Annotated in this window: 15 protein-coding genes; 5 read left to right on the top strand and 10 right to left on the bottom strand. The window is 43.8% G+C overall.

Annotated elements, in window-relative coordinates; translation table 11 throughout:
- Positions 1-11: 11 nt before the first annotated feature.
- The 3 genes from flgJ (at position 12) to flgL (ending at position 4,309) form a co-directional block, all read left to right on the top strand.
- Complete coding sequence (gene flgJ, locus C8R11_RS07940; protein ID WP_107795241.1) at positions 12-1,079, top strand: flagellar assembly peptidoglycan hydrolase FlgJ; 1,068 nt, start codon at positions 12-14, stop codon at positions 1,077-1,079.
- A 91-nt stretch (positions 1,080-1,170) separates the two neighbouring features.
- On the top strand, positions 1,171-3,081 hold the full coding sequence (gene flgK, locus C8R11_RS07935) for a flagellar hook-associated protein FlgK (protein ID WP_244907603.1): 1,911 nt from the start codon (positions 1,171-1,173) through the stop codon (positions 3,079-3,081).
- 19 nt (positions 3,082-3,100) lie between these two features.
- Positions 3,101-4,309, top strand: a complete 1,209-nt coding sequence (gene flgL / locus C8R11_RS07930; RefSeq protein ID WP_107795239.1) for a flagellar hook-associated protein FlgL — start codon at positions 3,101-3,103, stop codon at positions 4,307-4,309.
- On the opposite strand, the gene C8R11_RS07925 is transcribed toward flgL, so the two are convergent.
- The 3 genes from C8R11_RS07925 to C8R11_RS07915 form a co-directional block, all read right to left on the bottom strand.
- A complete protein-coding gene (locus tag C8R11_RS07925; RefSeq protein WP_146159093.1) occupies positions 4,306-4,947 on the bottom strand; it encodes a hypothetical protein in 642 nt (213 codons plus the stop codon). The genes flgL and C8R11_RS07925 overlap by 4 nt on opposite strands.
- 62 nt (positions 4,948-5,009) lie before the next feature.
- Positions 5,010-5,294, bottom strand: coding sequence for an RnfH family protein (locus C8R11_RS07920; protein WP_107795237.1), 285 nt, complete (start codon positions 5,292-5,294; stop codon positions 5,010-5,012).
- Positions 5,291-5,728 carry a type II toxin-antitoxin system RatA family toxin gene (locus tag C8R11_RS07915; protein ID WP_107795236.1) on the bottom strand — a complete coding sequence of 146 codons (438 nt, stop codon included), beginning with the start codon at positions 5,726-5,728 and terminating at the stop codon, positions 5,291-5,293. The genes C8R11_RS07920 and C8R11_RS07915 overlap by 4 nt, the downstream gene beginning before the upstream one ends.
- A gap of 104 nt (positions 5,729-5,832) precedes the next feature.
- Between C8R11_RS07915 and smpB the strand changes: the two genes are divergently transcribed.
- Together smpB and C8R11_RS07905 are read left to right on the top strand one after the other, a co-directional pair.
- Entirely contained in the window at positions 5,833-6,276 is a 444-nt protein-coding gene (gene smpB, locus C8R11_RS07910; RefSeq protein ID WP_090700339.1) for an SsrA-binding protein SmpB, read from the top strand.
- Between the two features lie 63 nt (positions 6,277-6,339).
- Positions 6,340-7,383, top strand: coding sequence for a COX15/CtaA family protein (locus C8R11_RS07905; protein ID WP_107795235.1), 1,044 nt, complete (start codon positions 6,340-6,342; stop codon positions 7,381-7,383).
- Positions 7,384-7,477: 94 nt separating this feature from the next.
- On the opposite strand, the gene C8R11_RS07900 is transcribed toward C8R11_RS07905, so the two are convergent.
- From C8R11_RS07900 to C8R11_RS07865, 7 genes are all read right to left on the bottom strand, one after another.
- Entirely contained in the window at positions 7,478-8,929 is a 1,452-nt protein-coding gene (locus C8R11_RS07900; RefSeq protein ID WP_107795234.1) for a catalase, read from the bottom strand.
- A gap of 325 nt (positions 8,930-9,254) precedes the next feature.
- The gene (locus tag C8R11_RS07895) at positions 9,255-9,794 is read right to left on the bottom strand and encodes a glutathione peroxidase (RefSeq protein ID WP_107795233.1); all 540 of its coding nucleotides are present in this window, start codon (positions 9,792-9,794) and stop codon (positions 9,255-9,257) included.
- A 280-nt stretch (positions 9,795-10,074) separates the two neighbouring features.
- Positions 10,075-10,566: a PH domain-containing protein gene (locus C8R11_RS07890; protein ID WP_107795232.1), complete on the bottom strand. Its 492-nt coding sequence runs from the start codon at positions 10,564-10,566 to the stop codon at positions 10,075-10,077.
- Between the two features lie 407 nt (positions 10,567-10,973).
- A complete protein-coding gene (locus tag C8R11_RS07885) occupies positions 10,974-11,576 on the bottom strand; it encodes a hypothetical protein (protein ID WP_107795231.1) in 603 nt (200 codons plus the stop codon).
- Positions 11,577-11,654: 78 nt separating this feature from the next.
- A complete protein-coding gene (locus C8R11_RS07880) occupies positions 11,655-12,065 on the bottom strand; it encodes a DUF2924 domain-containing protein (protein WP_107795230.1) in 411 nt (136 codons plus the stop codon).
- A gap of 172 nt (positions 12,066-12,237) precedes the next feature.
- On the bottom strand, positions 12,238-12,447 hold the full coding sequence (locus C8R11_RS16435; RefSeq protein ID WP_425320578.1) for a transposase: 210 nt from the start codon (positions 12,445-12,447) through the stop codon (positions 12,238-12,240).
- A 662-nt stretch (positions 12,448-13,109) separates the two neighbouring features.
- The gene (locus C8R11_RS07865) at positions 13,110-14,012 is read right to left on the bottom strand and encodes a D-hexose-6-phosphate mutarotase (protein ID WP_107795228.1); all 903 of its coding nucleotides are present in this window, start codon (positions 14,010-14,012) and stop codon (positions 13,110-13,112) included.
- Positions 14,013-14,067 lie beyond the last annotated feature (55 nt).

Genomic DNA, 14,067 nt, shown 5'->3' with positions numbered 1-14,067 from the left:
TCACAACGATCATGATGAATTCACTTGATTTAACCAGCAGACTTGCTATCGATACGAAGAGTGTCGACGATCTTCACCTGTTGTCAAAACAGGATTCAAAAAAAGCATTGCGCGAGGCCGCCAAACAGTTTGAAGCATTGTTTCTACAGATGCTGATAAAAAGCATGCGGGATGCAACACTTAAAAGCGGCTTGACAGACACGCAACAAACACAGTTTTACACAGAAATGTACGATCAACAGCTGGCCCAAACCATGTCGGCTAAAGGAATCGGACTGGCAGATATCATGGTTGAGCAATTAACACGCACTTATAATGCACCGGAACATTCAGAGTCATTGACTGGTATAACAGAAGATCCTGTGTCAAATAACTCAATAAGTAAACCTAATACTTCTTCCGCAATTAACCCATTTCAACAGCCTTGGTCAATTACTCACCCGGGATTGATTATGCCAAAATCTGATGATGCAGTCACCAACTCATCAACGCCTGTGTCCGACAAGTCTCGACAGCTCTGGACAGGTGAACATACCCCAACACATACACCGGAACCTGTTAAAACGGCTAATTTAGAAGAAAAACTCTCTATTTATAACATATCTAATAACTTAGTAAGCACTTCTGCCAATAAAACAACCGATTTTATTAGTTCGCTCATGCCGCATGCCAGCCAAGCGTCAGAATCTACTGGCATCCCTGCCAGATTTATGCTTGCTCAGGCAGCACTTGAAAGCGGCTGGGGGAAACATGAAATACGTCACCCTGATAATTCACCAAGCCATAATCTGTTTGGGATTAAAGCCGGTAGCAACTGGAAGGGTGAAACAGTTGAAACGATTACAACGGAATATGTCAATGGCGTACCGCAAAAAACGGTTGAGAAATTCCGTGCATATCAATCTTACGAAGAAGGGTTTCGTGATTATGCCAGGTTATTGTCAAACAATCCTCGATATGCAGACGTGCTCAATACGAATAATGCTGCTGATTTTGCTAATGGACTACAACAGGCTGGCTACGCAACAGATCCTCGATATGCAGATAAGCTCATACGTATATTGAATAATTCAATTTAATACTCTCAAAAAACAATTTAATCTACGCACTTTTTTGCCGTTAAAACATACAGGTATTTTTTGACAAATCATTAAGCACGCAATCATAACGATGGGTATTCTAAGCACAGGAATCACAGGTTTAAATGCAGCACAAGCCAATCTGCTAACAACCAGTCATAATATAACAAATGCGGACACACCCGGCTATACACGCCAGCAAGTGCTTCAAAGCACCAGCACTCCTCTCTCTACAGGAACGGGCTTTATTGGTCGTGGCGTTAATGTAACAACAGTACAACGTATCCATAATCAATTCCTGACCACCCAATTATTGCAGGTACAAACACAAAGCAGTCAATTGGAAAGTCATTATAACCAGATCAAACAAATTGATAATTTATTTGCCGATCCGGTGTCTGGGTTGTCACCCGCGCTGCAGAATTTTTTCAGCGGCGTAAATGACGTAGCAGCAAACCCTTCATCAGCCCCTTCCCGTCAAGCAATGATCAGTAATGCGGAAGCATTGGTTTCTCGATTTCATAGCCTGGACCAGCGTTTATCTGAAATGCAAGAGGGAGCAAACACCGAAGTCCGTACGCATGTTAATGAAATTAATTCACTGTCAAAACAAATCTCAGAACTCAATCGTAATATACTCCTGACAGAGGGTAGCACCAGCGGCCATCCAGCAAACGACATGCTCGATCAGCGTGATGAAATGATCAATCAACTAAGCAAGCTAATCAATACGGATGTCGTAAAACAACGTGATGGCACTTTAAATGTCTTTATAGGCACTGGCCAGGCTCTGGTTGTCGGAACACAATTTATGTCACTTAAGGCAATGACATCGCCAGACAATCCTCAGGAAGTGGCCATTGGCCTTGTTACCGGCAACAAAACGATTCTCCTGCCAGAGAACCAGATTCAAGGCGGCAGCTTAGGCGGCATTTTGAACTTTCGCAATGAATCACTCAGTGAAACACAAAATTCATTAGGTAGAATTGCGCTCAACCTTGCGCAGACTTTTAATGCGCAACACCGCCTGGGATTAGATCTCAACGGTGCTTTGGGCACTGATTTCTTTTCGACACCTGCTCCACAGGTCTTTTCATCTGCCGGCAACAACCCTGCATCCAGTATCTCTGCCAGCATCAGTGATGTAGGTGCCTTAACAAACAGTGATTATCAGTTTTCATATGACGGTGCCAACTATACACTCACTCGATTATCGGATAACAATTCGATCAACAGCGCTGTTGCGCCTTCAGTTGGTTCTCCATTGACTATGGATGGCGTCAGTATTACAAATGCTGCTATTAATGCCACTGAAAGTTTTCTGATTCAGCCCACGATTAACGGTGCAAAAAGTATTTCGGTAAATATTTCGGATACAGCAAAAATAGCTGCGGCTGCACCTGTACGAACTGAAGCAGCATTGACTAATGCAGGCAATGCCACCATTAATCAGGCCAGCGTCAATCCACTGCCGATTGATCCAAATCTACAGCAGCCAGTAACAATCACATTTCATACACCCTATGATGGTCAATTTGATGTCACTGGAACAGGTACCGGATTGCCTGCTAATAATCAGGTCTATACAGAAGATGCCGATATCAGCTTTAATGGCTGGACAACCCAGATTCGTGGCACACCTGCTGCAGGAGATGTATTTACAATTGAACCCAATAACAATGGTAACGCAGACAATCGCAATGCGTTATTGCTAGCCGGTCTTCAAACACAAAAAACTGTGTCCGGAGGGACAGCTTCATTTCAAGCATCTTATGGAGAAATGGTCAGCCTGATTGGCAACAAAACAAGGGAACTTGAAGTTACCAGCAAGGCACAGGCAAATCTGGTCACACAAACGGAACAATCCATACAAGCTATTTCAGGTGTTAACCTGAACGAGGAAGCAGCTAACCTATTACGTTACCAACATGCATTTCAAGCTTCAAGCAAAGTAATTCAAATTAGCAGTTCCCTTTTTGAATCTATACTTAGAATCGGTTAAAAGACCAAAGGATTAAATTATGCGAGTCAGTACAAATGGAATGTATGATTCAGGCACAATCGCTATGCTACGCCAGCAGGATGCATTAATTAAAACACAACAGCAAATTTCAACGGGCAGACGGATTCTGACCCCGGCAGACGACCCGATTGCTGCCGCTCAGGCACTCAATGTTTCTCAAGCTGCATCCATAAATTCACAATATTCTGTTAATCGCGGCCATGCTCTGACATCGCTCGGGCTGGTTGAAACCACATTACAGAGTATTACCTCTAACTTACAGGATGTTCGGCAAGTCGCTGTAAATGCAGGCAACCCCACCTTAAGCGATACAGATAGGAAAAGCCTTGCGATTGAATTGCGCGGACACTTTGAAGCTTTACTAGGACAGGCAAATATTACCGATGGGACAGGGAATTACTTATTCTCCGGCTTTCAGGAAAACACTCAACCATTCACCCATAAAGGATTCAATGTTCAGTATAACGGTGACCAGGGACAACGGTTAAACCAGGTAGGACCTTCCCGTCAAATCGCTGTCAGCAATTCTGGAACAGATGTTTTTGAACGCATCAAAAATGGAAACGGTATTTTCGTCACAGCTGCAAATGCCACAAACACGGGCAGCGGTGTTATAAATTCCGGCTCAGTGACTGCACCAGCCAGTCTCACCGGTCACAGCTACGATATTACTTTTTCTGTCTCCGGAAATGTCGCGACTTATGATATTGTCGACACTACATCAGGCGCCACACTCTCTTCGGGCAATGCATTCGCCAATAACAACACTATCAGTTTTGACGGTCTGCAATTCAGCATTAAAGGTGATCCGGCAAACGGTGACAAATTCACTGTGTCACCAAGCACCAATCAAAGTATATTTACCACAATCGGTAATTTGATTACCACACTGGAAGCACCATCAAGTGGTCAACCTGGCGGCACACTACTAACCAACAATCTGAATTCCGCACTGCGAAATCTGGATAACAGCCTGGAAAATATACTTTCCACTCGTGCATCAGTAGGATCAAGGCTCCAGGAAGTCGAAGCACTTGAAAGTATGGGAGAGGACTTTGAGATTCAATATGAACAAAGACTTTCTGAACTGCGGGATGTGGATTTCGCTAAAGCAATCTCAGATCTCAACCGACAACAAGTCTATCTTGAAGCTGCACAGAAATCTTTTGCGACTGTAACAGGCCTGTCCTTATTTGATTTTATTTAATTATCCAATCGATAAACTATGCTTGACGGTGGTGTCAGAATCAGGGGAACAGCAAATATCCCTGATTCTCCAAACGATGGAATAATAGTTTCCATAAATGGTGTTAAAGAACCTGTTGATCCACTGGTTTGAGTAAATCCTTTGTTATGGATTATCTTATCGAGTACAAACGAATTCGTCTTGGCCAGATAGTCAAAAATAAGTATATTGGACACTGGTTGAATTCGGCTTGTTCTGAATGAAGAAAATGTCCCCCGCGATGCACTCAAATCAGTATAAATTGAATTTACAGAGATAAGTAAATCCTGCCCGTTAAAATAACCTGTAGCCTCAATGCTCTCCAGTCTAAATGGCAATCCCCCTGATCCGACTGCTTCAGGAATTCCAGCAAAACCGATTGCTGTATCTCTATCAATACAAACACTCTGACCATCATTTACAAATCTGGGCAAACCACCAGATAAGATTAAGCGCACTATTCCACCGTCAAGCACTTCAATGACTTCAAATCGGCTAACAGCAGGTATATTGGTCGGAGTTGGGTCATTCGTATTCGCTGCACTAAGGCATTCAAAACCCTGATAAGTAATCGCTTGAGCAACAGTTTTTCCCGAAAACAAAAACAGCGCAGATATCATGGCAAAAAAATATATGACTTTCATAATACCTGCTCCTTAAAATTGCTGTTTCTATTGCTGTTTCATTTTCTTTTTTTGACACGTAATCTTCTGGCTTCTTTGGGATCCACAGTTAACGGTCGATATATTTCAACACGATCACAAGACTGCAATACAGTTTCCCGTTTAACAAACTTACTGAATATACCAAATCGATTATTGTTTAAATCAATTTCGGGAAATTGATGCATGATACCGGAATGATGAATAGCCTCTTCAACGCTGGTGCCTGCCGGCACCTGTAATTTTTTCAGCACTTGACGTTCAGGCAAAGCATAGGCGATTTCAACTTCAATAGATTCGCTCATTTATTGCCATAAACCGCATCCGCACGTTCAATAAACGATTCTACAAAACTGTTGGCTATCATATGAAATACGGGACCAACCAGTTTTTCCAGAATTTTATGTGAAAACGTGTAGTGCAGACGAAACTCTATTTTACAGGCTTCATCAGATAACGGAATAAAACGCCAGTGACCGTCCAAATGTTCAAAAGGCCCATCCAGCAAAGTCATTTCAATCAATTCAGGTGGATTTCGTTTATTCTCAGTGGTAAAACTATGCTTTACATGATGATAGTTAATCTTGACGGTTGCATGCGTAATGGTTTCATTTTGCTGGTCGACTACCGTACCACCACACCAGGGAAGAAAATCTGGATATTGCTCCACGCGATCGACCAGATTAAACATCTGTTCTGCTGAATATTCCACTAAAACTGTCTTTTCTATTTCTGCCATAAAGTCAGTCACCTCTCCTTCGTATGAGGTCTATTACTGAAAAACTGATAAAATACACAAAATTTACAGAACAATCACCTTTTTTATTATTTTTGACTACCTGCATGAGTATTATTCAGAACAAAAAAGCCTTTCACGATTATTTTATCGAAGAAAAATACGAATCAGGTTTGGTGCTTGAGGGCTGGGAAGTCAAAGCTATCCGGGCCGGGCGTGTTCAGTTAAAAGAAGCCTATGTTATCGTCCGAAATGAAGAATTATACCTCATAGGTTGTCACATTAGTCCATTGAAAACAGCATCGACCCATATCTTTCCTGATCCGGTCAGGACCCGCAAGCTATTATTGCATGCAGAAGAGATCAAACGACTCATCGGCAAAGTTGAGCGCGCCGGTTATACACTTGTTCCGCTGGACATGCATTATAAAACAGGCCGGATCAAACTTGAAATCGGTCTTGCCAAAGGCAAAAAGCAACATGACAAACGTGAATCCGAAAAACAAAAAGAATGGGAACGAGACAAACAGCGTTTAATGCGCTCTAAGTAAATTATACCTACCAAAACAGATACCTTTCATTTATTTTTTCAATTTTTTGTAACTGATTTACCCATGAATACAGAGAAAAAACCTATTGCAATCTGGCTGTTAATTTGCTGCGCCCTGGTCTTTGCCATGATCGTAGTCGGCGGTGTTACACGGTTAACCGACTCAGGACTTTCCATTGTCGAATGGCAACCGCTGGTCGGCACGATGCCACCGATAACGGAGCAAGACTGGGATGAGTTGCTGGAAAAATACCGCACGTCCCCGCAATACCAGCAAATCAACAAAGGCATGAGCGTTGATGAATTCAAAACCATATTCTGGTGGGAGTATTTCCATCGGCTGCTGGGGCGCCTTATCGGTGTCGTTTTTTTCGTCCCTTTCGTTTATTTTTTAGTCAAAAAGAAAATAGACAGGCCTCTGGGCTACAAACTCGCCGGTATTTTCGTTCTCGGCGGACTGCAAGGTTTCATGGGCTGGTATATGGTCATGAGTGGGCTGGTTGACAATCCAAATGTCAGCCAATACCGGCTGACCGCGCATCTGGGACTTGCGTTTATCATTTTCGCAGCCCTGTTCTGGGTCGCATTGGGATTATTATCACCACCAGCTCACTCTGTTGAGACGACCGGCCAGAATACAGATACGTTAAACGGATTAAGACGCTATGCGTATGGATTGTCATGGCTCGTTTTTATCATGATTTTATCGGGTGGTTTTGTCGCAGGAATCCGCGCAGGACTGGCTTACAATACTTTCCCACTGATGAACGGTCATTTCATTCCACCGGACCTGTTTATACTCGAACCCTGGTACCGTAATTTTTTTGAAAACATGACAACCGTGCAATTCGACCACCGCATGATTGCCTGGATACTTGCTTTTACCGTACCACTGTTCTGGTTTAAAGCCATCCGGGCGAATCTATCGGGTACAACACACCTGGCCTGCCATCTGTTTTTGTTGATGCTGATCGTCCAGATCAGCCTTGGTATTGCTACTCTTTTGAAAGTTGTGCCTATTCATCTGGCTGCAGCGCATCAAGGAGGGGCAGTATTGCTGTTTACTGCATCACTCTGGGTAAGTCAAAGACTAAGCAGGCGCATATAAAAACAGTTGGCTATCACTGACAAGAACTGATTAAACAAATCAGTTCTTGTCCATATAGCAGGCTCATTTTACGACGATCAGCAGCACCAGGAGGTTAAAGCGAGATTCCCAACGCTCTGGCCACGCCTTCTCCGTAAGCTTTATCCGCGTTCAGACAATTATGGATATGACGTTTTCGAACAGCATCGTCAACGCTTGCCAGCTCGGCCGCAGTATTCTCAAACAAGATTTTTTGTTGAACTGACGTCATAAGACGAAATAACATACCCGGCTGCGTATAATAATCGTCATCATCTTCGCGGTAATTCCAGTTATAAGCTGCGCCATTGAGTTCCAGCGGTGGCTCTTTAGCTTCCGGGCACTCTTGCCACAATCCCAGACTATTTGGCTCATAACCTTTGGTACTTCCGTAATTGCCATCAACACGCATCATACCATCGCGATGAAAACTCGCCACCGGGCAGCGCGGTTTGTTTACCGGTATTTGTGCGTGATTTACACCCAATCGATAACGTTGCGTATCGCCATATGAAAACAACCGGCCTTGCAGCATTTTGTCTGGCGAGAAGCCGATTCCAGGCACAATACTGGCCGGATTGAACGCCGACTGCTCTACTTCGGCATGGTAGTTTTCAGGATTCCGGTTCAGTTCCAGCACGCCGACATTGATTAGTGGGTAGTCAGCGTGTGGCCACACCTTGGTTAAATCAAACGGATGGAAACGGTAATTTTCCGCATCTCGCTCAGGCATGATCTGAACTTTGAAATCCCAGCGCGGATAATCGCCGCGTTCAATAGCCTCGTACAAATCGCGTTGGTGGCTTTCCCGATCATTGCCGATAATCGCTTCGGCCGCAGCATTGCTGAGGTTCTCGATACCCTGCTGACTTTTGAAATGGAATTTTACCCAGCATCGTTCATTATTTGCATTGATGAAACTAAAAGTATGACTGCCGAAGCCATGCATATGACGATATGTACGTGGAATACCGCGCTCGCTCATTACTATCGTGATCTGGTGCAAAGCTTCCGGTAGAAGTGTCCAGAAATCCCAGTTGCTCTGCGCGCTGCGCAGATTAGTGCGGGGATCACGCTTTACGGCATGATTAAGATCCGGAAACTTGAGCGGGTCGCGCATAAAAAATACCGGCGTATTGTTTCCCACCATGTCCCAGTTGCCTTCTTCCGTGTAAAACTTCAAGGCAAAACCGCGTATATCACGCTCTGCATCGGCTGCACCACGCTCACCCGCCACAGTCGAAAACCGGGCAAACACCTCGGTTTTCTTACCCACCTCGGAAAAAACTTTTGCTTTGGTGTACCGGCTGATATCGTGGGTCACGGTAAAGGTGCCATAGGCACCGGAACCTTTGGCGTGCATGCGTCTTTCCGGAATCACTTCACGATCGAAATGAGCCATTTTCTCCAGAAACCAGAAGTCCTGCAAAAGCAGGGGGCCGCGCGGTCCGGCAGTCATCACATTCTGATTGTCGGCAACAGGACAACCATTGGAAGTGGTCAACCGCGTCTTTTCATCATCTTTCATGTGACTTTCTCCTTTGGTACATTGTGAGAATGATTATATATAATTGACTGATAGTACACCGTCATCAACCTGATAGTGGCAAACACAGCATTCACAGGAGATTCCACCACCATGCACGGTTGCAGTTCATGGACAGACGTGGTCATTGGCTCATGTTGCGACACGATGACTGCGTATCCTGTGATTGCCTCCGGATTAGGGATCAGCGTTCCAACGCACTGGTCGTATTGGGTCTTAGGACAAGAGAATAGTCTCTGTCGGCAAAACCAGCTTCAGCTGTCTCAATTGATGGCATGCCAGAAGCCGGCTGTGCAAAACCGACGACTCAGGGTTGCAAGGCCTGCTCGATGGCGCTCACAATGGTTGGATCAAACGGCTTGGTGCGCGGACTAAATTGTGTGATTAGCTTACCATCGCGCCCGATTAAATATTTGTGGAAATTCCAGGTCGGATAGGTGCCTGATAGTTCGGCCAAATCTGTATAAAATGGATGTGCGCCCTCCTTTTTCACCGTGATTTTCTCAAACATCGGAAATTTGACGCCATAGGTCAGTCGGCAGAAATCCTGAATTTCGGTTTCTGTTCCCGGCTCCTGCCCCATAAAATCATTGGACGGAAAGCCCAGCACAACAAGTCCCTGCTGTTCATATTTCTGGTATAACTTTTCCAGCCCATCATATTGTGGCGTGTTGCCACATTTGCTCGCGGTATTGACAACAAGCAGCACTTTTCCAGAATAAGCTTCGCACAAATTTACCGTATCCGCTTGCGCTAACTTACGGAAATTCTGGTCAAGTAACGCACTGTTGCAGCCAAATGCCGGATAAATCACAAAGGTCATGATCATCAATAGAAAAATCCGCATAGTAACCTCCCCGTCCCTTAAAATTAAACTCAATAGAATATTGCATTCCTGTATTTAATTAGATCAGTAATATGACTGATGCGTTCAGTATTATTAGTCAAAAACAATCTGCATCTGACAGACCGTTGAAAAACGTTTTCGAAACAGGTAATGCAATCCAACAAGGTGACAAAATTTCTGCAAGCAGCTTGAACCTGTTTTTAATGCTGCAGTCGTATTGCAGACATTTTTTCAAAAAACTGTTAACGCACTATGTAATGACTGGCATCCTTTCACGACATTACGCATTTTTCGGTTTTTTCTTGATTTTTTTATTGCCTTTGGAAGATTTATCAATGGTTGGTGGCTGGGTATGCTCGTTTGTCCCTGTTGATCTCATCTCATCCAGCGTCTGCATGAATGCTTTTTTATTCGCGGGTGAGACCATAATCACTTTATCTTCGCCATATTTTATTTCCAAACGATCAAATGACAATGCCGGGCTCATTAATGCGTTTTGAACCTCCTGCACCGATGTGATCGATTCTATAGGAATTTTCCATGAGAACGGCCCGCTTATAATGTCCAGACTTTCGTTTTTTAAAATGTACTTGGTAGAAGTCAGTATCTGCAGCGGAAAACCTGCACCGGCAATCAAGGTAACCGCTGCCAGGACATAATTGAAAAGTCCGCCCACCTTCAGCATCACGGATGCACCCAGCACGCAGGCAATAATTGATAGAACCAGGCAAATTAATAACCCTTTGTCGATCTTAGATTTGAATACGTTCATGATTAAATTTTGTCGCAGTTAAAAGTCTTCGAATGTGTAAAGCGCCAACCATTCATTTAGTTATTGCGCACTCAACGATACACTTTTTTGTCAGATTTTTCACATCGTATCAACGCGAATAGCGAATAGTATCCTACCAATGCAGGATTATTGAATTTTAACGTCATTTAAACAGGACATGACTACGGCGCTTATCAATAAAATAATGACTCCAGTAACAGGGCTGCCGATTACTTTCACCATTGTATGATATGCTGCGGCACGTCGACTGGAGCAACCCGGGCTAATCTTGCCATTGCATCTCAAAATTTCTTTTCGTAAAGGGCAGAGTAGCAAATATTTGTTACGTTGCCCTCGTGCTAAACGCACGCGCCGCGGGCAATTTGTCCGACTGCAACCGCTTGTTATCAGCATGTTTGGAATATTTCATTAACAACATTTTGAAGATTATTGTAAGTCGTTTTTATTGGATCCAGTTTCAGCAAAGAACCTAATCTTAAAGATTTCTGGGAACCAAGTTTTTCGTTTATTGTACTTGCCGATATGCAGTAAAACTCCCATTGATCTAAATTTAGTGGATCAATAGTTGCTTTGTCCTTGTGTGCAAGTACACAAAACACATAGACGTCAGCTTGGCGCATTTGAATAGTCGAGAATTCGTTTTCCTTTGCGTCCCACCCATAGGTTTGGCCTATACCAAAACTAATGGGAGATAGTTTTTTTTGGTGCCAACTCTGAATATATGCGCCAGACTTGACTTCAATCTTTATTCCCTCTGCTGTTTTGATATCGCATGCATCCCACTCTGTGCGGACGCTGCTTTCACAACCCATGGCACAAGCAACTAAATATTCCGCTATTATGCCGCGAAGGGCGTTACCGACTATATCGGAAGACGACCACTGCCAAAACGAAAGCAGATTAAAGCCAGTTTTATTTGAACTGAAGTGAAATGGCTCTGCTCCGGTATGCCGTTTTACTTCTATTGCATGGAGATCTTTAGGATTCATACAAGCCGATAACGCCACACATCAGTGGAAGGCAACCGCATCGCGCAGCGACGCGGGACTGCCCGCTGGATGTGATTGTTATGCACTTTTCCTTCTCATGTCTGCGATTACTTTCCACTTGTTTGTTCCAGGCAATAAGCACTCCCAAAACCTCCAACCATTAACTGCATTTTCAGTGATTGCTACTGCTGCTGCAGAAGGTGAAGTAAATCTTTCACCATTTACAACCAAAGCACCATTTTCAACTTTGCCGGTATATAGCTGGCCTTTATAAGTTGACCTGAACTCTGTGCCATGTGGAAAAGAAACACCCTTACACACCCAAGGAAAACGGCCTGTTTCGACCGCTACGGGACGGGAAACAGAGGCTGAGGATGATTTATTGAGTCCAAGAAGAACCCGAATAACGTCATTTTCTGTTACGGATTCAGAGGTACGACGGGCCGTAAGTTCTTTAAAAACCTCAAAATCTACTTCAATTGTTGCCATGAATAACCCTCCTACTAAGTTATAGTAGGAGTAATAGTAGCATTAATAGCAAAGGTGTCAAGCTTTTATTTGCCCATAACATAATGTATACGACATTTTGTCCAATAATCTACCTTCAGATGCCTTCTACATTGTGCAAATAATGAATTATCAATTTGTATTTGAACAATAATTAATCTTTATCAAGACATTTTATGCAAGCAAATACAACAAAAAAATAAGGGTCATGGCGACGATTCGATGCCTGGGTAAACACCCCATTCAATTGGCGCATACCCTTCGACAAATTGCCATCTGGCGTTTCAATCAACAAATGATAATGGTTGCTCATCAAACAATAAGCATGACAAACCCAATTAAAGTCTTCAATGACTTGCCCCAAAATGGTTAGAAACTATGCTCGATCAATATCATCATCATAAATATTTTCACGACAATCACCACGAGCGGTCAAATGATAAAAAGAAAGCATCAGAAAATTCAATTCTTATGGGTCAACTCATACGGCTGATAGTAGCATACACGGAACAACTTATATAGACCTGACCCCGCTGCGCTGTGCGCCAGCCGGGACTGACCTGAGCTGATTCCGAGTAAATTCAGGTATCTCTTCAACTTGTGAGTATTGATGCCTGAACTCCTCGATTTCTTTATCCGATGGCTCTCTGACCTTTGCAGCGATAGCGCAATCATAAGGATCATTGAAATTTGCTGGCGAACCAAAATACAAAGTCTGCGATTTTAGATTTAGTAGACTTTGCACGGTTATTGGCTCGTATTTGTATAGCTTTTCTGGTTTCTTCATATCGTTTACGATGTGGCTTAACTGACCGTGCTCACATAACGCAATATATACGACATTTTGTCCAATAATCTACGACAGATATCGTATAAGGCCAATGATAATAAATTAACATCGATGAGACTGCGCATTGTTTCATAAACAGACATGTTCTAAATTCAAACGCGGCACCACTTCCCTGCAGAAATCACGCCTATTCATAGGCAATATTCGACAAGCGCTATGGTTCACACAGAATTCACCTACCCTCTCATTACGCTATAATCCGCCACCAGCCGAAATTCCTGCCCCGGCGCAATGGCGATGACATCACTGGCAGCATTGGTGGTTTCTACGCATAACAGCCGTTTATAATCCGTATCTTCCAGATCTGCCATTTCTGCCGATATTTTTTCCCATGGATTCCAGACCACGGCGGTTTTATTGCCTTGCGAGAGTATCTGGATGCAGCGGTTCAGTGCTTTGTCGTCGATAATCATGGTATTGCTGACATCGTGATAAATACGGTCGACTTCGGATGCGATCGTGATAACGCCTTCCTGTTTTTTTTCCGCGCTGCTATTAACCTTGTCGATATATGTACAATCCTGCAACCCCATGACGCTGGTTTGTGTGATGTCACCCACTTTGAAATAAGTATGAAACGCTTGCGTGATGCTGAACAGTTCAGCGCCGGTATTGCGCGTAATCAGTGTCAGATTCAACGAATCACCGACTACAATCTCCTGTGTCAGTTCAAATGCATGCGGCCAGATTTCCCGTGTTTCCGGGGTATCGGTCAGGCCGAGTGTTATTTTGATATCATCGTCTGGGGTGGCCTCAGTACTGAGAACATTCCACGGGCGATTACGCACAAAACCATGACCGGGCCGCCCCTTGCCTTCCGGATCGGGGCCAAACCAGGGCCAGCAGACTGGCGCGCCGCCTTTGATTGCTTTGCCGTCCTGATAATAGGCTTTGCTGCTCAAAAACAGTATGTCTTCCTCTCCGGACGGCTGATAAGACAATACCTGGCCTGCATGGATGGAAATCAGTGCATTGGCTTTGGGTGTGCTCACCTGAATCATGGTTAAGCCACCGTTACCCTCGATAAATTCAACCTGACCGGCAATACCGTGATCAGCATTTAATTGTTCATTATTCATTATTTTTCCTGTAAATGTTGTTTGTGCATTCAGATTAGATTGCTATTGCTGTTGA

The sequence above is a fragment of the Nitrosomonas aestuarii genome (assembly GCF_003046585.1).
In the GTDB taxonomy this organism is placed as follows: domain Bacteria; phylum Pseudomonadota; class Gammaproteobacteria; order Burkholderiales; family Nitrosomonadaceae; genus Nitrosomonas; species Nitrosomonas aestuarii.
The sequence above is the reverse complement of the archived record's forward strand: the minus strand, read 5'-3'. Positions and strand labels throughout refer to the sequence as shown.

Coding starts and splice junctions, on each gene's coding strand:
- flgJ (WP_107795241.1), top strand. CDS start 12: ATGATGAATTCACTTGATTTAACCAGCAGACTTGCTATCGATACGAAG.
- flgK (WP_244907603.1), top strand. CDS start 1,171: ATGGGTATTCTAAGCACAGGAATCACAGGTTTAAATGCAGCACAAGCC.
- flgL (WP_107795239.1), top strand. CDS start 3,101: ATGCGAGTCAGTACAAATGGAATGTATGATTCAGGCACAATCGCTATG.
- C8R11_RS07925 (WP_146159093.1), bottom strand. CDS start 4,947: ATGATATCTGCGCTGTTTTTGTTTTCGGGAAAAACTGTTGCTCAAGCG.
- C8R11_RS07920 (WP_107795237.1), bottom strand. CDS start 5,294: ATGAGCGAATCTATTGAAGTTGAAATCGCCTATGCTTTGCCTGAACGT.
- C8R11_RS07915 (WP_107795236.1), bottom strand. CDS start 5,728: ATGGCAGAAATAGAAAAGACAGTTTTAGTGGAATATTCAGCAGAACAG.
- smpB (WP_090700339.1), top strand. CDS start 5,833: ATGAGTATTATTCAGAACAAAAAAGCCTTTCACGATTATTTTATCGAA.
- C8R11_RS07905 (WP_107795235.1), top strand. CDS start 6,340: ATGAATACAGAGAAAAAACCTATTGCAATCTGGCTGTTAATTTGCTGC.
- C8R11_RS07900 (WP_107795234.1), bottom strand. CDS start 8,929: ATGAAAGATGATGAAAAGACGCGGTTGACCACTTCCAATGGTTGTCCT.
- C8R11_RS07895 (WP_107795233.1), bottom strand. CDS start 9,794: ATGCGGATTTTTCTATTGATGATCATGACCTTTGTGATTTATCCGGCA.
- C8R11_RS07890 (WP_107795232.1), bottom strand. CDS start 10,566: ATGAACGTATTCAAATCTAAGATCGACAAAGGGTTATTAATTTGCCTG.
- C8R11_RS07885 (WP_107795231.1), bottom strand. CDS start 11,576: ATGAATCCTAAAGATCTCCATGCAATAGAAGTAAAACGGCATACCGGA.
- C8R11_RS07880 (WP_107795230.1), bottom strand. CDS start 12,065: ATGGCAACAATTGAAGTAGATTTTGAGGTTTTTAAAGAACTTACGGCC.
- C8R11_RS07865 (WP_107795228.1), bottom strand. CDS start 14,012: ATGAATAATGAACAATTAAATGCTGATCACGGTATTGCCGGTCAGGTT.